The 17991-nt window shown below is 59.1% G+C and carries 17 protein-coding genes and 1 tRNA gene; 9 read left to right on the plus strand and 9 right to left on the minus strand.

Going from position 1 to position 17991, the window contains the following annotated elements:
- Nucleotides 1-88 precede the first annotated feature (88 nt).
- The 7 genes from adh to FHT82_RS25350 all read left to right on the plus strand — a co-directional run bounded on the left by adh (nt 89) and on the right by FHT82_RS25350 (nt 9049).
- Nucleotides 89-1597, plus strand: coding sequence for an aldehyde dehydrogenase (gene adh / locus FHT82_RS25320; protein WP_183735442.1), 1509 nt, complete (start codon nt 89-91; stop codon nt 1595-1597).
- A 73-nt stretch (nt 1598-1670) separates the two neighbouring features.
- Nucleotides 1671-2066, plus strand: a complete 396-nt coding sequence (locus FHT82_RS25325) for a DUF779 domain-containing protein (protein ID WP_183735443.1) — start codon at nt 1671-1673, stop codon at nt 2064-2066.
- 88 nt (nt 2067-2154) lie between these two features.
- Nucleotides 2155-2754 (plus strand): DJ-1/PfpI family protein, encoded by a 600-nt coding sequence (locus FHT82_RS25330; RefSeq protein WP_183735444.1) that lies wholly within the window; start codon nt 2155-2157, stop codon nt 2752-2754.
- An 18-nt stretch (nt 2755-2772) separates the two neighbouring features.
- Nucleotides 2773-3123 carry a ribbon-helix-helix domain-containing protein gene (locus FHT82_RS25335; protein WP_183735445.1) on the plus strand — a complete coding sequence of 117 codons (351 nt, stop codon included), beginning with the start codon at nt 2773-2775 and terminating at the stop codon, nt 3121-3123.
- 182 nt (nt 3124-3305) lie between these two features.
- Nucleotides 3306-4439, plus strand: a complete 1134-nt coding sequence (locus tag FHT82_RS25340) for a calcium:proton antiporter (RefSeq protein WP_183735446.1) — start codon at nt 3306-3308, stop codon at nt 4437-4439.
- A 201-nt stretch (nt 4440-4640) separates the two neighbouring features.
- On the plus strand, nt 4641-5840 hold the full coding sequence (locus tag FHT82_RS25345) for an efflux RND transporter periplasmic adaptor subunit (RefSeq protein WP_183735447.1): 1200 nt from the start codon (nt 4641-4643) through the stop codon (nt 5838-5840).
- 41 nt (nt 5841-5881) lie between these two features.
- Nucleotides 5882-9049, plus strand: a complete 3168-nt coding sequence (locus tag FHT82_RS25350; protein WP_183735448.1) for a multidrug efflux RND transporter permease subunit — start codon at nt 5882-5884, stop codon at nt 9047-9049.
- A gap of 13 nt (nt 9050-9062) precedes the next feature.
- On the opposite strand, the gene FHT82_RS25355 is transcribed toward FHT82_RS25350, so the two are convergent.
- The 6 genes from FHT82_RS25355 to FHT82_RS25380 form a co-directional block, all read right to left on the minus strand.
- Nucleotides 9063-9389, minus strand: a complete 327-nt coding sequence (locus FHT82_RS25355) for a hypothetical protein (RefSeq protein ID WP_183735449.1) — start codon at nt 9387-9389, stop codon at nt 9063-9065.
- Entirely contained in the window at nt 9386-10174 is a 789-nt protein-coding gene (locus FHT82_RS25360) for a DUF2092 domain-containing protein (protein ID WP_183735450.1), read from the minus strand. The genes FHT82_RS25355 and FHT82_RS25360 overlap by 4 nt, the downstream gene beginning before the upstream one ends.
- A 154-nt stretch (nt 10175-10328) precedes the next feature.
- On the minus strand, nt 10329-11117 hold the full coding sequence (locus FHT82_RS25365) for a hypothetical protein (protein ID WP_183735451.1): 789 nt from the start codon (nt 11115-11117) through the stop codon (nt 10329-10331).
- Between the two features lie 533 nt (nt 11118-11650).
- Entirely contained in the window at nt 11651-12433 is a 783-nt protein-coding gene (locus FHT82_RS25370) for a FadR/GntR family transcriptional regulator (RefSeq protein ID WP_183735452.1), read from the minus strand.
- A 195-nt stretch (nt 12434-12628) separates the two neighbouring features.
- Nucleotides 12629-13615, minus strand: a complete 987-nt coding sequence (locus FHT82_RS25375; protein ID WP_183735453.1) for a substrate-binding domain-containing protein — start codon at nt 13613-13615, stop codon at nt 12629-12631.
- Nucleotides 13616-13663: 48 nt separating this feature from the next.
- Entirely contained in the window at nt 13664-14644 is a 981-nt protein-coding gene (locus FHT82_RS25380) for an NAD(P)-dependent oxidoreductase (RefSeq protein WP_183735454.1), read from the minus strand.
- A gap of 257 nt (nt 14645-14901) precedes the next feature.
- Here FHT82_RS25380 and FHT82_RS25385 point away from each other — a divergent pair, with 257 nt between their 5' ends.
- Both FHT82_RS25385 and FHT82_RS25390 read left to right on the plus strand, forming a co-directional pair.
- Complete coding sequence (locus FHT82_RS25385) at nt 14902-15642, plus strand: ATP-binding cassette domain-containing protein (protein ID WP_183735455.1); 741 nt, start codon at nt 14902-14904, stop codon at nt 15640-15642.
- 43 nt (nt 15643-15685) lie between these two features.
- Nucleotides 15686-16684, plus strand: a complete 999-nt coding sequence (locus FHT82_RS25390) for an ABC transporter permease (RefSeq protein WP_183735456.1) — start codon at nt 15686-15688, stop codon at nt 16682-16684.
- Nucleotides 16685-16792: 108 nt separating this feature from the next.
- On the opposite strand, the gene FHT82_RS25395 is transcribed toward FHT82_RS25390, so the two are convergent.
- The 3 genes from FHT82_RS25395 to FHT82_RS25405 form a co-directional block, all read right to left on the minus strand.
- On the minus strand, nt 16793-17146 hold the full coding sequence (locus FHT82_RS25395; protein WP_183735476.1) for an EF-hand domain-containing protein: 354 nt from the start codon (nt 17144-17146) through the stop codon (nt 16793-16795).
- A 17-nt stretch (nt 17147-17163) separates the two neighbouring features.
- Nucleotides 17164-17406 carry a hypothetical protein gene (locus FHT82_RS25400; protein WP_183735457.1) on the minus strand — a complete coding sequence of 81 codons (243 nt, stop codon included), beginning with the start codon at nt 17404-17406 and terminating at the stop codon, nt 17164-17166.
- Between the two features lie 491 nt (nt 17407-17897).
- Nucleotides 17898-17974 (minus strand) — tRNA-Met (locus tag FHT82_RS25405).
- Nucleotides 17975-17991: the final 17 nt, after the last annotated feature.

The following is a 17991-nucleotide window of genomic DNA, read 5'->3' on the forward strand; positions in this document are numbered from 1 at the left end:
TGGCGAGCTCCACTGTTCCCCCAGGCAAAAGCGACACAGATTCCCTCCACTGGTTCGTTCCCGAACCTGTTCATCAAGGGAGGATGACATGCTTCATCAGAAAATCGTCGAGTCGCCGTTCAAGCTCAAATACGGCAACTACATCGGCGGCGAGTGGCGCGAGCCCATTGGCGGCAGATACTTCGACAACGTCACGCCCGTCACAGGCGGCAAGCTTTGCGAAATCCCGCGCTCCGATGAAAAGGACATCAACGCCGCGCTCGATGCCGCCCATGCCGCCAAGGAAAAATGGGGCCGCACTTCCACCACCGAGCGCTCCAACATCCTCATGAAGATCGCCCAGCGCATGGAAGACAAGCTGGAGCTTCTGGCCCAGGCCGAAACCTGGGACAATGGCAAGCCGATCCGCGAAACCATGGCGGCCGACATTCCGCTCGCCATCGACCACTTCCGCTATTTCGCCTCCTGCATCCGTGCCCAGGAAGGCACGATCGGCGAAATCGACCACGACACGGTCGCCTACCACTTCCATGAACCGCTCGGCGTCGTCGGCCAGATCATTCCCTGGAACTTCCCGATCCTGATGGCGACCTGGAAGCTGGCGCCGGCGCTTGCGGCCGGCAACTGTGTCGTTATCAAGCCCGCCGAACAGACACCCGCCTCCCTGCTTCTCTGGGCAGAAATCGTCGGCGACTTGCTTCCGCCTGGCGTCCTCAACATCGTCAACGGTTTTGGTCTGGAAGCCGGCAAGCCGCTCGCTTCCAGCCCGCGCATCGCCAAGATTGCCTTCACCGGCGAGACGACGACAGGCCGCCTCATCATGCAATATGCCAGCCAGAACCTCATCCCGGTCACGCTGGAACTCGGCGGCAAGTCCCCCAACATCTTCTTCGCTGACGTAGTAGCCGAAGACGACGATTTCTTCGACAAGGCGCTCGAAGGTTTCGCCATGTTCGCGCTGAACCAGGGCGAAGTCTGCACCTGCCCGAGCCGCGCTCTCATCCAGGAATCGATCTATGACCGCTTCATGGAACGGGCGGTCAAACGCGTCGAAGCCATCAAGCAGGGCAACCCGCTCGACCCGGCAACGATGATCGGCGCTCAGGCCTCCACCGAGCAGATGGAAAAGATCCTCGCTTACCTCGATATCGGCAAGCAGGAAGGCGCGCAGGTTCTTGCGGGCGGCTCACGCAACGATCTCGGCGGCGAACTGTCTGAGGGCTATTACATCAAGCCGACCATCTTCAAGGGCCACAACAAGATGCGTGTGTTCCAGGAAGAAATCTTCGGCCCGGTCGTCTCCGTCACTACTTTCAAGGATGACAAGGAGGCGCTCGAGATCGCCAATGACACGCTCTACGGCCTCGGCGCCGGTGTCTGGACCCGCGATGCCAACCGCGCCTATCGCTTCGGCCGGGAAATCCAGGCCGGCCGCGTCTGGACCAATTGCTACCACGCCTATCCGGCCCATGCGGCCTTCGGCGGCTACAAGCAGTCCGGCATCGGTCGCGAAACGCACAAGATGATGCTCGACCATTACCAGCAGACCAAGAACATGCTGGTCAGCTACAGCCCGAAGAAGCTCGGCTTCTTCTGAGAAGCAGCCGATCGTGCTATCATCGAGCCTCCTCCCTTCACGGGGAGGAGGCATTGTCTTGGAGGAGGCAATCATGGAACAGACGGTCAATGGCGAAGCGCGCGTGCTCGCCACCGATGCGGCGCTCGACCTCATCAGGGAAATCCAACGGGATTATCCCAAAATCCTCTTCCACCAGTCCGGCGGCTGCTGCGACGGCTCTTCGCCCATGTGTTATCCGACGGACGATTTTATCGTCGGCGATCAGGATGTGAAGCTCGGCGAGATCGGCGGCGTGCCTGTCTATATCAGCGCCAGCCAGTTCGAGGCTTGGAAGCACACGCAACTCATCATCGACGTCGTGCCCGGCCGCGGCGGCATGTTCTCGCTCGATAATGGCCGCGAGAAGCGCTTCCTCACCCGTTCGCGCATGTTCGGCGGCGGCGAGGCCTGCGCCATCCCCGATGTCAGGGCACGCGAAACGACCTGATCCGGAAGCCCCGTGTAGTATTCCTATATTACCCGCGGCCGCGATCCTTTGTTAAAGTCCATCTGTTGGTTTTTTACGGGAGGAAGAAATGCCAGCGAGCAAGATCCTGATGATCACAGGCGATTTCACTGAAGATTACGAAACCATGGTGCCGTTCCAGACGCTGCTTGCCTGCGGCTATACGGTCCATGCAGTCTGCCCCGGTAAGACCGCCGGCCAGACGGTCGCCACCGCCATCCATGATTTCGAAGGCGACCAGACCTATTCCGAAAAGCGCGGCCATAACTTCGCGCTGAATGCCACCTTCGAAAGCGTGCGCGCCGAAGATTACGATGCGCTCGTCATTCCCGGCGGCCGCGCGCCGGAATATCTCCGCCTCAACCCCGATGTCATCAAGGCTGTCAGGCATTTCTTCGATGCCAACAAGCCGGTTGCCGCGATCTGCCACGGCGCCCAGCTTCTGGCGGCTGCCGGTGTTCTCAAGGGCCGCACCTGCTCGGCCTATCCCGCCTGCCGTCCGGAAGTCGAGCTTGCCGGCGGCACGTATGCCGATATCGCGATCAGTGACGCTGTTTCCGATGGCAATCTCGTCACCGCACCGGCCTGGCCGGCTCACCCCTCGTGGCTGCGCCAGTTCATGACGGTGCTCGACGCGGCAACGGTGCTGGAGACCAACGCCGCCGAGTGAAGCCGCGGGAGGAACGTGATGTGTGAACTCTTCATCAAGGCTGATGCCAGGCTCTGGGAAAGCACCACCCGGTCGCTGCGCATCGACGGCATGGTCACCAGCGTGCGGCTGGAGAATTTCTTCTGGTCGAAACTGGAAGAAATTGCCACCCGCGACGGCATGAACGTGGTCCAGCTCATCACCAGGCTGCACCACGAGTCGATCGATGCCGGCCATGACCTCGGCAACTTCACTTCGTTCCTCCGTGTCTGCTGCGCCCGTTATCTGGATCTCCAGCTTGCCGGCGACATCCCTGCCGACCTTTCGAGACCGATCGCCGGCCTCGACGCCCCGGAAATTCTGGGGCGGGAGAAACGGAAGTACCATTGAATTCGCCTGAAACCTGAGCGACGATTTTTAGATAGGCGGAATGCCCCTCTGCGTGAGACAATCGCTCCCAGCCGCCGCCAAACCGCACCGCTCGGTTTGCCCGGCGGCGGGGAAAGCGGAGAGGAAGATGGCAGCGATCGTGGTCGTGATGCTACGGCATTCCGTGGCTGGCGGTGGTTTCAATGACTGACGGCTCCGCATTGCACACCATCGGTTTAGCAGGCATCGTGCGCGAGGAATGGTTCTTTGGCGTCAGTGTCGCAACCAGCCTGGCTTTCCTTGTTTTCTCCGGGCCAATCTTCGCGCAGCTTTCCGAGCCACTCTGGTTCATCGTCATTTTTTTCTGGCTTTTTGCCGTTGTGCTGGGTTCCGCCCTATCGGTCGTTCGTCATGCCGATCATCTGGCGGAACAGCTTCAAGAGCCGTACGGGACCCTCATCTTGACCCTTGCGATTACCTCGATCGAAGTGATGGCGATCTCGGCTGTCATGCGGCATGGAGAGAACAATCCGACGCTCGCACGTGACACGCTGTTTGCCGTCGTCATGATCATTCTGAACGGCATGGTGGGATTGTCGCTGCTCCTTGGCGCGTGGCGGCGGGAAGATCAGCAGCACAACCTGCACGGCGCCAATGCCTATCTCGGCGTCATCGTGCCACTGGCCACCCTCAGCCTCGTCATGCCCACGTTTCTGGCCGGCCCGGATGGCCCGCACCCCTCGACGCCCAGGCAGATGTTTCTCGGCATAGTCTCGATTGGCCTGTACAGTGTATTTCTGCTCCTCCAGGCCGGCCGTCATCATCGCTACTTCGCCGATGACGGCAACCATCACGAGCAGCACATCGTCAGCATGCGGCGCCACCGGTCCGTCTGGCATCATGCGGTACTGCTGCTCGCTTATATGGTGCCGGTCGTCTTCCTGGTCGAACAGCTTGCCCGGCCGATCGACTACGTGATCGAAACCCTTCGCGCACCGGCAGCATTCGGGGGGGTGGTCATGGCGGTACTCGTCGCAACACCAGAGGCGATCAGCGCCGTGCGCGCCTCCGTCGCCAACCATCTGCAGCGAGCCATCAACATTTTCCTCGGCTCGGTTCTGTCGACGATCGGCCTCACCGTGCCGGCCATGCTGGCAATCAGCCACCTCTACGGACACCCCGTCACGCTGGGGCTTCAAGGCCCGGATCTTGTCATGTTCGTGCTGACGCTCGCCGTCAGCATCATCACGTTTTCGAGTGGGCGCACCAATCTCATGCAGGGCGCAGTTCACCTGATGCTGTTCGTGTCTTACGTGCTGCTCATTACTCAGCAGTGAATAGAAAATTCCAGGCTGGGCCATGATGGAATTGCGGAGTCATCAATCGTTTAGACGCAGCTGGATTGCATGCCATAAGCTATTGCAATTTCGGACAATCCCGCGACATAGTACCGCATGCCTGAAACACTTGGCGACTGATGGGGTCGTCACCAAGGCACGCATGAAGACCGGGACACATAGATCATCGGGGCAGCAAGAATGCGTGAGGGATTGCATCGGGGCCTGCAGATTTCCGTAACACTCATCGGCATGACAGCGCTCGCTGCCTGCGATGGAAGCAGCAATACCTACGTCCCGCCTCCGCCACCGGCCGTCCGTGTTGCGCAACCAGTCCAGGAGCCCATCACCCTCTATTTCGAACTCACGGGCAACACTGCGCCGCTGAACTCGGTCGATATCGAAGCGCGCGTCCAGGGTTACCTTCAATCGATCGATTATCAGGATGGCACGACGGTAACGAAGGGCACGAAGCTCTTCGGGATCGAGCGCGACACCTATCAGGCCCAGCTTGATCAGGCCAAGGCATCCCTCGCATCGCAACAGGCATCCCAGGTTGGCGCCAAGCAGGAGTACGATCGTCAGGTCAATCTGATGAAGCAGCAGGTCACGACGCAGACAGCCGTCGACAGCGCCAAGGCGACGCTCGACGAGGCCAACGCGCAGATCCTCAATGCGCAGGCCAATGTCGAACTTGCAACGATCAATCTCGGCTATACGGAAGTGATTGCCCCCTTCGATGGCACGGTGACCGACCACCTTGTCGATATCGGCACGCTCGTCGGCGTCTCAGGCCCCACCAAGCTCGCCAGCATTGTTCAAACGGACCCGATCTATGCGTATTTCAACGTCAGCGAAACCCAGGTGCTACTGATCAAGGATATGTTGAGAAAGCAGGGACGCACCTTCAAGCAGACGGATCTGCCGAGCATCCCAGCCGAACTCGGCCTGCAATCTGAAGAAGGCTACCCACATAAGGGACATCTCGACTACGTCTCGCCGCAACTCGATGCATCGACCGGAACGCTTCAGGTCCGGGCTCTGTTCGATAACAAAGACAAGGCCATGCTGCCCGGCCTCTTCGTGCGCGTTCGCGTACCGATCGGCCAGAACGAGAAGGCGCTGCTCGTGCGCGACGATGCGATCGCCACCAACCAGCTCGGCAGCTACCTGCTCGTTCTCGGCAAGGACGATACGATCGAGCAGAAACAGGTGAAGGCCGGCCAGCGCGAAGGCGCCCTCCGCGTCATCGAATCCGGCCTCGAACCCGCCGACTGGGTCGTCATCCAGGGCATCCAGCAGGCAATCCCAGGCAGCAAGGCTGCGCCCGAGAAAATCGACATGAAACCGCAACCGGCGGCGGCCGGCACCGATGCAAAGGCTACGACGACGACGCAGTAATTTCGCCACAACGCCTCATCTGAACGTCCAAGGGCAACAGCATGATCTCGCGCTTCTTCATCGAACGGCCGGTGCTCGCCAATGTTCTGGCGTTGGTCTTTGTTCTCATCGGCGCGGTGGCTCTTTTCCAACTGCCAGTGGCGCAATATCCAAATGTCGTTCCGCCGACAGTGCAGGTGACGACCCGCTTTCCGGGCGCCAGCGCCAAGACGCTCGTCGATACGGTGGCGCTGCCGATCGAGCAGCAGGTCAACGGCGTACAGGACATGCTCTACATGCAGTCCACCAGCGCAAGCGACGGCACCTACTCACTGACCGTGACCTTCGCCATCGGCACGGATCCCGATCAGGCACAGGTCCTGGTGCAAAACCGTGTTGCGATCGCCATGTCGTCGCTTCCGCAGTCGGTGCAGGTTCAAGGCGTCAGCACCCAGAAGAAATCGACCGCCATCCTCGGCTTTGTCACTCTGACCTCACCGGACAGCCGCTATGACAGCCTGTTCCTCTCCAATTATGCGGTCATCAACCTCCAGAACGAACTTGCCCGCCTGCCCGGCGTCGGCAACGTCACGGTCTTCGGCGCCGGCCAATATGCCATGCGCATCTGGATGGATCCGAACCTGCTGCAGGCCCGCCGGCTGACACCGCAGGATATCGTCAATGTCGTACAGCAACAGAGCCAGGAGGTCACGGCCGGCCAGATCGGCATTCCGCCGGTGCCCCAAGGACAGACGTTTCAATACACGCTGAACATCAATGGCCGGCTGAACGACGCTGTCGACTACGAAAACATCATCGTCAAGGTCGATGGCTCGGACGGCGGCCGGGTAACGCGCATCCGCGATATTGGCCGGGTCGAACTGGGTGCGCAGACCTATAGCCAGACCTTCATGCAGAATGGCCGACCGGCTGCGGGCATCGGTATCTCCCAATTGCCGGAAGCAAACGCCATCGCTGTGGCCCAGGCAGTCGATGTAAAGATGGCGGAACTGGCCAAGGCCTTCCCGCCAGGCCTCGAATATCATCTCCCCTTCGACACCACGAAATTCGTCAAGGCCTCGATCAACGAAGTCTATGTCACGCTGATCGAGGCAGGCGTTCTCGTTCTTATCGTCATTCTGCTGTTTCTGCAGGACTGGCGAGCCATGCTCGTGCCGGCAACGACCGTTCCGGTCACCATCATCGGCGCTTTCGCCGCGATGGCGGCCTTGGGCTTCACCGTCAACCTCTCCACTCTGTTTGCAATCGTTCTCGCCATCGGCATCGTCGTCGATGACGCCATCGTCATTGTCGAGGGTGTCGCGAGACATATCGAGGCGGGCATGTCCGGCAGGCAGGCGGCCGAAAAGGCGATGGACGAACTGCTCGGCCCCGTCATCGGTATCACGCTGGTGCTGATGGCCGTTTTCATTCCAGCCGCCTTCCTGCCGGGGCTGACGGGCCAGCTTTACCGCCAGTTTGCTCTCGTGATTGCCGCCACGGCGCTGATCAGCGCCATCAACGCCGTGACGTTGAAACCGACGCAATGCGCCCTCTGGCTGCGCGCGCCGGTGCCACCCGAGAAGCGCAACTTCGTCTATCGCGGCTTCAACCGGATCTACGACTGGGGCGAACACGGATACGTCCGGCTGATCGGCTCGATGACGCGCCACGCCGTCGCGATGGTCGTTCTTGCGCTGGCGATGATGGGTGTCGCCGTCTGGGGGCTGACACGCGTGCCGACTGCATTTCTGCCAATTGAGGACCAGGGCTACGTGCTGATCGGCGCGCAACTGCCGGATGGCGCATCCAAGGAGCGCACCGATGCCGTCATGGCGGATGTCGGCAAAATCGCCCAGGAGACACCGGGCGTCGATCAGGTCCTGACGATCAGCGGCATATCCGTTCTCGATAACAATGCCAGTCTGCAGAACGCCGGCGTGGCTTATGTCGTGCTGAAGGACTGGGATGAAAGGCTGAAGGAAAAGGGCCAGGATCTTCTGTCCATCTACCAGCATCTGAACGGTGCGCTGCAAAACGTACTGGTCGCGAAAACCCTCGTCATCGTGCCGCCCCCCATCCAGGGCGTCGGCAATGCCAGCGGCTTCACGATGCAAGTTGAGATCAAGAATGGTGTTTCCGACTATGCACTGTTGCAGTCCCTTACCGATACGATTGTGAAAAATGGCGAAGCCCAGTCATCGCTGCAAAGGCTGAGCACGTCGTTCCGCTCGAATGTGCCGCAGCTTGAGGTCGTGGTCGACCGTATCAAGGCCGAGACGTTGGGCGTCACGGTTGGACAGGTTTTCTCTGCGCTGTCGGGCTACGTCGGATCGAGCTACGTGACACAGTTCAACAAGTTTGGCCGCACGTTCCAGGTCTATGCCCAGGCATCTCCGGAATTCCGCGTCAGCCCTGACGATATCCGCAATCTGGAGGTCAAGGCCGGCGATGGCACGATGGTGCCGCTCGGAACCGTTGTCGATATCAAGCCGATGCAAGGCCCCTCACTGATCAGCCTCTACAATCTCTACCCGTCAGCAACCATCGTTGGCGGACCTGCCGCCGGCTTCAGCTCCGGCCAGGCACTCAACGTCATGGAGCAGATTGCCGACCAGACCTTGCCGACGGGAACCGGCTATGAGTGGACGGCGCTCTCCTATCAGGAAAAGGCGGTCGGCGGACAGATCTACTATATCTTCGCGCTCGGCATGCTGCTCGTCTACTTCGTGCTCGCGGGTCAATATGAAAGCTGGATCCTGCCGCTTGCTGTGCTTCTGGCTGTCCCGCTTGCCCTGCTCGGCACCGTCGGCGCGTTAATGGCGGCGGGCGTCGCCAACAACCTCTACACCCAGATCGGCCTGATCCTTTTGATCGCTTTGGCATCGAAGAATGCCATTCTCATCGTCGAATACGCCCGAGAAAAGCGAGAGGAAGGCATGGAAATCCTGGAAGCGGCCGTCGAGGCTGCCCGCCTGCGCTTCCGACCGATCCTCATGACATCCTTCGCCTTCATTCTCGGCGTCCTGCCGCTTGTCCTCGCGACGGGGGCCGGCGCATCCGCCCGCAAGTCGATCGGCATATCGGTCTTCAGCGGCATGATCGCATCGACCTGCCTTGCCGTGTTGTTCGTTCCTTCCTTCTACGTCGTGCTGCAGCGCTTTGAAGAGTTCAGAAGGCGCCGCGGCAAAGCTCCTGCAGTGACCGATGCGGAAATGACGGCACAATAGGCTGGCAAGCAGCCTATTGCACGATTACCTGCACATAAACCCCGCCGCTCTTGGCATAGTAGAGGCCGCCGCAGCGATAATAATAGCCGCCATAATAAGGGCCATAAATGCAGCCTGGAGGCAGCACGGCAATCGTCGTCGCCGTGCGCCGGACCACGCGGCGTGTGGTGCGACGCGCCACCCCCGCATAGGAGAGCGGCGTCAAGGGACGGCCGATGACCGCCTCCGCCGGTGTGGCAAAGCCGATCGACAGCGGTAGTGGACCTTCTTCCAGGCGAAGATCGGTAAAGGTCATCACGCTGGCAAGGCAGAGGGCGAAAAAGAGCTTGCTGCGGGTCATTGCATATCTCCTGTAACGGCGGGCGCCGGAAGCTCATCGATAGATTGGAGTTCACTCAGATCCACGGTCTTCGCAGTGGCCGGGATCTCGATATTGTAAGAGGTGGCGGCAACATCCGCCCCGCTTTTGAAGTCGCTGATCTCAAGCGTATATTGCGGCGCCTGGACGACGTGTTTGCTGGTGATCACATAGCGCCGCGGTATCGGCTGCGAACCCGTCTGTATCCAGATCTGCCAGTCGAGTTCCGGTGTGCGGAACGTCAGATATTCGCATTCCACACCGTCGATGAAGGCGCTCGAGATGTGCTTGGCCTCGGTCACGTCGGACATCAAGATGTCATAGACGTGAGACGAGAGCAGATCGGCGCCTGGCGCTTCCACGCCGGCATCGGCGAGCCTGTCGATCAGATCATCGAGCGAGCCTTTGCCCTCGATCTTCGCATAGGCATCGAGGTTCTTGCCATGCACGGTCAGCGTCGAACCGTCGAAGCCGACATCGATATCGGCAAAGCCTCCGGTCCGCGTGACACGCAGTTTGTCGGGCCGGGTGATATTGGCTGTACCCGAACTGACAAATTGCAGCTTCTCGAAATCCGGGGTTACAGCTTCGAGCGATGACTGGTAGTTGAAGGAGATGGTCTTCTGCGCCACCAGAAAATCGGACATGGCCTTCAGAAGATCTTTTGCATCATCCGCCCATGCATGGGTTGGTAGTACAAGGCCGCCAGCAACAGCGGAATAGCTCAGTATTCGTTTCAATCGCGATAGATGAGAAGTCGATGACATGGCAATTGCCTTTCACTTGTGTCGTCATTGAATTCATCGAATGCGGGGATTTCGGATCGTGCTGCGACAACAGCGGAATGGCGGTGCGGACCCATCAGGAGAATGCCTGAGAGTTCAGGCATTCCCCAGTGAACCCGAGCGTTTTGGAAGGCCGCTACAGTCCCGAGGTCAGCACCTTGTGACAGGCTGGTGATACGCGCTGCAGATTGTCCCGCAAGCACGAGATGACCCGCCCGCCGCCGATCGGCACCATCCGGCAAAAGGCCCGGAAATCCGGTCCGCAGGTCTCGCGCACGATCATCATTTCCTCGCGCGGAGAGAAGACGGGCATGGCGGCCGGCCGGGTCGCCGGCGGTGCGGTAGCCGTGGCAGCACCTGCACCGGTTGCTGGCGGCCCTGCTGCACCGATGGCCGCGACCGCCTGCTGACAGGGGGCCGACAGACCGGCACTATGCTGCTGCAGACAGGAGAGCGCCGCTTCGCCGCCTGGGGCCACACCGGAGCATTGCGCCATGAAATCGGAGCGGCAGGCTGACTTGACGGCATCGCGCTGCGCCTCGGTCGGCTGAGCACCGGCTGCCGGGGCAGGCGTCGCCGCATCTGTTGTGACAGGCGCCGTTTGAGCTGGCTCCGCGGATGTCGATTTGGGTTTGGCCGTTATAGCCGAGACAGCCTCGCGGCAGGCGGCGGAGAGTGTGGAATCACGTTGCTGCAGGCAGTTCAGCGCCTCCATGCCTCCCGGCTGCACGCCAGAGCATTGTGCGATGAAATCGGATCGGCAGGCTGATCTGACCGCGCTTTTCTGCTCGTCGGTGGGTGCCTGCGCGATAGCGATCCCAGCGAAAAGACTAGCCGCACAGACGACGCTGAGCGCCGATAATCCGAAGATCAAACGGCGCCTCCCGCGCCGCTCCGCTCTTAGAGAAGATGCACATTCTCGCATTGTTCCCCTCCCTGGAAAGCTCATCGATTTACGGCATGAAAACAAATACCTCAGCTGAATGAGACAGCAGGACCTCGAAAGGGTCGATGAAGGTCGCTAAACGGAAATTGTGGAACGTCCACTCGCCTTTAAATTTAGCACATTCGAATTTTATAGACTAGGCTCGAATATCCGGACAAGGATTAACGCACTATGCTTATGGGTTAGCCGCGGGATGCATTCTGCGCTGCTGGCAGGCGATAATAACATCGGCTATCTATGCTTTATACCAGCGTGGCTCTGTTTGAAGTAACCTCCAGCTCACTGGAAACGACGCCAGAATCTCATGGCCCATTGCTGCCTCAACACCCGAAAATTTTGCAAAGGCAGAGGCGCGCCTCGACCCGTGCTAAATCGTCGTTCCGCTGCCAACAAAGAAGCCCGCTTTTGGCGGACCTGTTTTTGGCTTCTATTGCGGGCTTTGCACTATACACTGTCGAAGATACGCACGCGCGACTGGCGGCCGCCTCCACAGCCGGGCAGGATGCAAACTTCTATCGTGACCACCGTGCTATCAGTTGGTCTGTATTTGCCAGCACTTTGCGGACTGCGTTGCGCGCCATGTTCGGTCGCTGCAGTCGGATGCTTTTCTCAATATTTTCATGTAGTCTCAGTACATACAGCAGGTCATCCTCTTCGCGCGTGATATAGGCGAAGAGATGGTTCAGCGCCGATTCGATCAATGCGCCGAGCGGCACCAGCAGATCATTTCCGGTGGCGCGCAAGATCGCGATGTGAAATCGGGTATCGGATTCTGTTCGCTGCTGGAGTGACGTCGCCTGACCCATGTCATGCAGGGCCTGACTGATCGCGTTCATTTGCTCCTCGGTTCGGCGCTCCGCAGCAAGCGCAGTCGCTTCCGGCTCGATCATATGCCTGAGTTCTTGCACGGCCCTCAGAAACGATTCCCGATCGGGAGATGCGGCATACCAGCCCAGCACATCTCGATCCAGCAGGTTCCAACGTTCCCTAGGTTCGACCCAACTGCCGATTTTTGGGCGGGAAGCAAGCAGGCCCTTGGCCATCAGCATCTTGATTGCTTCGCGCACCGCTGACCGGCTGACGTCAAAGACTTGCGACCATTTTGCCTCGTTTGGCAGGATCGTGCCGGGCGGATAGTCACCGCGCACGATCCGGAGGCCGATCTCGCCTGCCAAAGACACATGAACACTCGCCCCAGTCATGCGGGGAGCATTTGGGCGCCTTGTAGTGGCTGAACGGTCCGCTCTCGCCACCTCGACCAAAGTCGTCGGCTTCCCCGATTTCTTGTCAGGCATTTATTTCTACTGCCTCAGCATTCTTTCGACTGTCTGCACGTCTGATCAAAACAATCGTAATAACGAGGAAGTCGCCTGCGATTGAGTCCGGCCCAAAGCGCGGAATTCAGGGCGCGTCAAGCCCTGCAGATCTTTCGATCCGTCTCGTGGAGGCAGCCGGCGCACCCTTGTACCGGGTGCGCCAAACCGCGAGCGCTACTTTTGAATGCAGGTATCGACTGTGTCCTTCGTGCACTCATCAAGCCCGGTGAAGACCGGATCTTCAACTGCCTTGCCGGCAATCAGATCCATCATCACGGAAGGTGCTTTGTAACCCATCTCGAACGGCCGTTGGCCGACGAGCGCGGTCACCAGGCCTTCTCTCGCGATCGCAACCTCGTCACCGATCGTGTCTGCCGCACCGATGACGAACTCGTTGCTGGCAATCTTCTCAGCCATCGGCTTGAACAGATCGCGATAGGGTTGCGGTGCGCCGAACAAGGGCCAGCCGCCCATGATGCCGAATGCATCGAGGTCGGGATTGGCCGCGAGGATATCGGTCATTGCCTGCACGCCTTTGGCACCATCGTCATTGGTAAAGACCGGGCAGCCGGCGACTTCCGTCCAGCCACCCTCGCCTTTCAATTCCGTAAGGCCCTTCTGGCCAGTGAGCGTGTCACGCATACCTTGCGCGCGACGCAGAATATTGTCTGCTCCCGGATTGCCTTCGATCGTGCAGATCTTGCCGCCGTTCGGCTTGGCCTTCTTGATGTACTCACCGATACGTGCGCCCATCAGATAGTTGTCAGTACCGAGATAGGTCTTGCGTAAGGCCGCGTCCTCGGCTGCAAGATCGGCATCAAGCGTCATCACCGGAACGCTCGGATTGGCGGTCTTCAGGGTCTGGGCGATGAGCTTCGCATTTGATGGCGAAATTGCGATTGCGGCAGTGTCTGCCTTGCCCAACATATCCTGAACGATCTGCGCTTCGCCGGCTTCATCGGATGTCGATGCCGGACCGGTGTAGAAGCACTCAAATTCCGCAGTCGGATTTTCTTTGTTCCATTTCTGGCAACCTTGATTGATTGCTTCGAAGAATGGATTGTCGAGACCTTTCACGACGATGACGAGTTGCTTCTTCGCCAGGGCCTGCCCTGCGGTCAATGCTAAAACTGCGGCTGTAAGTAGTAATGCCTTCCTCATGGTTTCCTCCCTTGAAACAGACGGGCACGGCATGCCCGCCACACGAAATCAACCCGGATACCACACGATACGAGGCTCCTCCTTCGAACGCTCGTATTGCCACGCCGAGTCGATAAGCATTTCGAGATCGTAGTTTGGCCGCCAATCCAGCAGGTATTTTGCCTTGCTGTTGTCCATCCAGTTGGAATGGAAGCGGCTTGGTATGTCTACAGAGCCGAGATTTCGCGTGCGCGACAGATAGGCGGCGACTTCAGAATAGTCGACAGGTCGATCCATGCAGATATTAAAGAGTTGTCGTTCCGCCCGGGGATTGTCGATTGCTGCCAATATCGCCGATACGAGGTCATCGACATGCACGAAGTTGCGTTTCAGCGGACGACCGTCAGCATCGAGCAGCAGCGGCACCGTACCCATAGCTGCATAGCGCCGCGCCGCTTCTTCCGGGACGAGCGTCTTCCAGTCCGGGCCACCAAAGACGTCATCTCCAAAGGACAGCGAATACTTGAAGTCGTCCTTTTCCATGATCCAGGGCGCTCGCAGACAACAGCCATTGAGGCCGTACTGAATGCCAAACTGCTCCAGCATGACCTCTTCCAGAACCTTGGAGAGCGCATAGCTTCCCGGATAAGCGCAATGAGGGGCACTCTCGGTGATCGGGCCGCCATGGCGATAGTGGAAATGCCCAATGCCCGCGTCGCCGCCGATCAGGATGAACTGACGTGCCGTGGCGCTTCCGCGGAACTCCTCGAGAAGCCAGAAGAGACCCTTGACCGTAACGTCCATGATGTCTTCAGGGGTTTCCTTACAAGTGGCGAGATGCACGACATGGGTTACGTCGTTGAGTGCTGCCGCCACAACATCGCGATCGGCGATCGAGCCGCGGATGACGTCGACACGGTCGGTCGCCTCGCACAAACGGTTGTGACAAAGCGCGCGAACACGGGCTTTGGAAAATCTCGGATCGTCAAGCAGCCCAGCAATGAAGCGCTGCCCGACCTTGCCCGTGGCACCGGTAACAAGGATCAGCATGCTCTCTCTCCCAGTAATAGCTAATATTCGCGCGCCACTTCCGTCAATTGATATTTGTCTGACAAAACAGATTTTTGTTACAATAGGCTCCGCATCTCGGACAATGAGTTGACGCTGTCGCAGGGTTTTGCGTAAATGCTCATATTCGCTTTTCCTGGGAGGATATTGGAAAGGCGATTTCGCCCGAGCCTCGCGTCGAAAACAGGCCGGGCTCGGAGCGAACGGATAGCGACAAGTTTTGGGAGGCCAGGAGGCTGGTGGCGGTTCTCGAGCTCACCAATATTTCCAAACATTTCGGTGCCATCCAGGCCGTCAACGACGTTTCGTTTTCGCTCGAAGCAGGGCAAGTCGTCGGCCTCATGGGCGATAACGGCGCGGGCAAGTCCACGTTGGTCAAGATGATCGCCGGCAACTTTCGACCGAGCCACGGAACCATGCGTCTCGATGGCTCCGAGATCGTGCTGCATCGGCCGAAGGAGGCGCGGCTGCATGGCATCGAAATCGTCCATCAGGATCTGGCGCTTTGCAATAATCTCACGGCGGCGGCAAACGTGTTCCTCGGACGAGAATTGCGACGCGGCATATGGCCCTTTCGCATCCTCGACTACAAGGCCATGTACAAACGCGCCGGCGAGATCTTCCGCGAGCTCAAATCGGAGACGCGACCACGCGATCTCGTCAAGCAAATGTCAGGTGGCCAGCGGCAAGCGGTCGCGATTGGCCGGACGATGCTGTCGGAGGCGAAAATCGTGCTGATGGACGAGCCAACCGCAGCCATTTCCGTGCGCCAGGTCGCCGAGGTTCTCAATCTGATCCGCGAATTGCGTGACCGGGGCATTGTCGTCGTCCTGATCAGCCATCGCATGCCGGACGTCTTTTCGGTCGCGGACCGTGTGATCGTGATGCGGCGTGGCAGAAAAGTAGCCGACAAGCCAATTGCGGCAAGTTCGCCTGAGGAAGTGACGGGGCTCATCACCGGCGCCATCGAACAGGTGTGATCGATGCTATCCGCCCCCGCAGCGAGAAGGAAGAAGGTCGACGATGGCGATTACACTTGACCAGACGATCGGGCAGAAGCAACGGAGCTGGCTTGCGACAATCTTGGGCGGCCAGACATTCTGGGTTCTGATCGCGGTCATTCTCGCCTGCATTTTTCTGTCGATGGCGACAGACTCCTTTGCGACGGCAAAAAACATCTACAACATCACCCGCAACGTCACGTTCGTCGCGATTATCGCGCTGGGCATGACGCTGGTCATCATCACTGGCGGCATCGATTTGTCCGTTGGCTCCGTGCTCTGCCTGTGCAGCATGGTGCTGGCGGTCGTCATGCATGCGGGGTACAGCATTGAGATCGGCATCGCTGCGTCGATCGGTACTGCTCTTGTGGTCGGAGCTTTCAACGGCCTATTGATTGCCTATCTCGGCTTCCCACCCTTCGTCGTCACGCTCGGGATGCTGTCGATTGCGCGCAGCCTGGCGATGGTGGCGTCCAACAACACTGTCGTCTTCCAGTTCGGGCCTGATCACGACAAGCTGCTTGCGCTGGGTGGCGGTGCCTGGTTTTTCGGCATCGCCAATCCAGTGCTCTACATGGTCGTGCTGGCACTCATGACCGGTTTTGTTCTGCGCTGGACTAAGTTCGGCCGCTATGTTTTTGCCATCGGCGGCAATGAGCACGCAGCGACGCTGACGGGCGTTCCCGTGCAGAGGATCAAGGTCATCGTCTATATGATTTCCGCCCTGTCGGCGGGGATTGCCGGCATCATCCAAACCGGCTGGCTCGGCGCAGTCACCACAAATATCGGAGCAGGGATGGAACTTCAGGTTATCGCCGCTGCGGTTATCGGCGGCGCCAATCTGGCTGGCGGCGTCGGCACCGCCTTTGGGGCGTTGATCGGCGCCGCGCTCATCGAGGTGATCCGCAACAGTCTTGGCCTGCTCGGCATCAACGCCTTCTGGCAAGGTAGCTTTATCGGCGGTGCAATTGTCCTTGCCGTTCTTTTCGACCGAATTCGCAACTTGCGACGCGACGAGTAGGCGACCCCGGTCCCACATCCTCAAGCCTCCGAGACCGGCATGATGAACATATGAGGCTCACCTGAGTGAAGCCTACCGGGCGAACACACCTAGCCGTTGCTTGGTGCGTTACTGCAGGCTCCCATCGCCGCCGCGGTCGGCGGCTTTGAAGTCGGCCATAACCCTATTCAGGAACTCGTTCTGGCTGACCTTGCCGTCACTGTTGGCGTCGGTGGTGGAGAACTGCTGGACAGTCAGAACTCCGACAACTTCGTCAGAGTTCAGATTGCCGTCCTTGTTCTTATCCAGGCCCGCGAAGGCCGAGGTCATGAAGGTTTGATATTCAGATCGGTCGACCGCTCCATTCTTGTCACGATCGAGCCGGTCCATTTGGCCTTGGTTCATGGCCACCGGTTGATTCTGCGCGACGGCTGCAATGGCGGTAAAAAAAACGAATCCCGTCAGCAGGGCTGCTCTTTTCATCATCCCGACCTTTCGCATCAATGACATGTCAAGGCACTGCCGCCCGCGGCGCCCAGCGTGGCGCCGCCACCGACGGCCCAGAGCTGTCCGGTCCCCGCGCCAATAGTCGCGCCAAGCAATCCGCCGACGACCGCACCGCCGACCGAACCGGCAATACAGCCGAACTCGTTACTGCGTCCTGTTTGGGACGTCGAAGCAGATTGGCAGCCAGACAAGGCAAGGCAACCTAAGAGAGCAAGACCTATCGTGCACTTGGTCATTTTTTTCCTCCAGTATATCCGTTCACGTTTAAGACAAACAGGCGGAGGCACCGTTGAGCGGCGGCGGTCGAAAACAAGCTGCGAGTATGCTCTTCATGTGCGGAGATTCTCCGCCAATCAGAAGCAACTCACAGGCAAAACATGCAGAGCGCGCGCCAAAGCTGCAACAATACTATTAAATACTACCACCGCGCATGACTGAAGACAACACCTAGCACCTGCCTCCACCGTTGATGTCCGCCGAGGCGAGTTCAGCCCGCTGGTTTCAGTCCTCCAAGACCGCTCCTGTCCTGCTAGAACGGTCGTCGGTCTGCCTTCAGCCGTGAAGCCGGCGCAACACAGCACGCCAAATTGTTCCCCGGGTGCGTACGCCTTTAGGTCGGTCGCCGGCTTGTACGGCAGATCGGCCTTCTGAGCGGTCTTCGCCACCCCTTAACGTCAAAAAGCCCGCAGGTTTTCACCATGCGGGCTTTTTGCTTGATAGAAAGGCTTGGTTGCGGGGGCAGGATTTGAACCTGCGGCCTTCAGGTTATGAGCCTGACGAGCTACCGGGCTGCTCCACCCCGCGATATTTCATTCCGGACG

The sequence above is a fragment of the Rhizobium sp. BK275 genome (assembly GCF_014193555.1).
Taxonomy (GTDB): domain Bacteria; phylum Pseudomonadota; class Alphaproteobacteria; order Rhizobiales; family Rhizobiaceae; genus Rhizobium.

What these genes read in the sequence shown, in the direction of transcription:
- FHT82_RS25360 (WP_183735450.1), bottom strand. Translation starts at nt 10,174, where the DNA reads ATGTCATCGACTTCTCATCTATCGCGATTGAAACGAATACTGAGCTAT.
- FHT82_RS25395 (WP_183735476.1), bottom strand. Translation starts at nt 17,146, where the DNA reads ATGAAAAGAGCAGCCCTGCTGACGGGATTCGTTTTTTTTACCGCCATT.
- FHT82_RS25400 (WP_183735457.1), bottom strand. Translation starts at nt 17,406, where the DNA reads ATGACCAAGTGCACGATAGGTCTTGCTCTCTTAGGTTGCCTTGCCTTG.
- FHT82_RS25345 (WP_183735447.1), top strand. Translation starts at nt 4,641, where the DNA reads ATGCGTGAGGGATTGCATCGGGGCCTGCAGATTTCCGTAACACTCATC.
- FHT82_RS25390 (WP_183735456.1), top strand. Translation starts at nt 15,686, where the DNA reads ATGGCGATTACACTTGACCAGACGATCGGGCAGAAGCAACGGAGCTGG.
- FHT82_RS25380 (WP_183735454.1), bottom strand. Translation starts at nt 14,644, where the DNA reads ATGCTGATCCTTGTTACCGGTGCCACGGGCAAGGTCGGGCAGCGCTTC.
- FHT82_RS25375 (WP_183735453.1), bottom strand. Translation starts at nt 13,615, where the DNA reads ATGAGGAAGGCATTACTACTTACAGCCGCAGTTTTAGCATTGACCGCA.
- FHT82_RS25350 (WP_183735448.1), top strand. Translation starts at nt 5,882, where the DNA reads ATGATCTCGCGCTTCTTCATCGAACGGCCGGTGCTCGCCAATGTTCTG.
- FHT82_RS25355 (WP_183735449.1), bottom strand. Translation starts at nt 9,389, where the DNA reads ATGACCCGCAGCAAGCTCTTTTTCGCCCTCTGCCTTGCCAGCGTGATG.
- FHT82_RS25365 (WP_183735451.1), bottom strand. Translation starts at nt 11,117, where the DNA reads ATGCGAGAATGTGCATCTTCTCTAAGAGCGGAGCGGCGCGGGAGGCGC.
- FHT82_RS25330 (WP_183735444.1), top strand. Translation starts at nt 2,155, where the DNA reads ATGCCAGCGAGCAAGATCCTGATGATCACAGGCGATTTCACTGAAGAT.
- FHT82_RS25340 (WP_183735446.1), top strand. Translation starts at nt 3,306, where the DNA reads ATGACTGACGGCTCCGCATTGCACACCATCGGTTTAGCAGGCATCGTG.
- FHT82_RS25370 (WP_183735452.1), bottom strand. Translation starts at nt 12,433, where the DNA reads ATGCCTGACAAGAAATCGGGGAAGCCGACGACTTTGGTCGAGGTGGCG.
- FHT82_RS25325 (WP_183735443.1), top strand. Translation starts at nt 1,671, where the DNA reads ATGGAACAGACGGTCAATGGCGAAGCGCGCGTGCTCGCCACCGATGCG.
- adh (WP_183735442.1), top strand. Translation starts at nt 89, where the DNA reads ATGCTTCATCAGAAAATCGTCGAGTCGCCGTTCAAGCTCAAATACGGC.
- FHT82_RS25335 (WP_183735445.1), top strand. Translation starts at nt 2,773, where the DNA reads ATGTGTGAACTCTTCATCAAGGCTGATGCCAGGCTCTGGGAAAGCACC.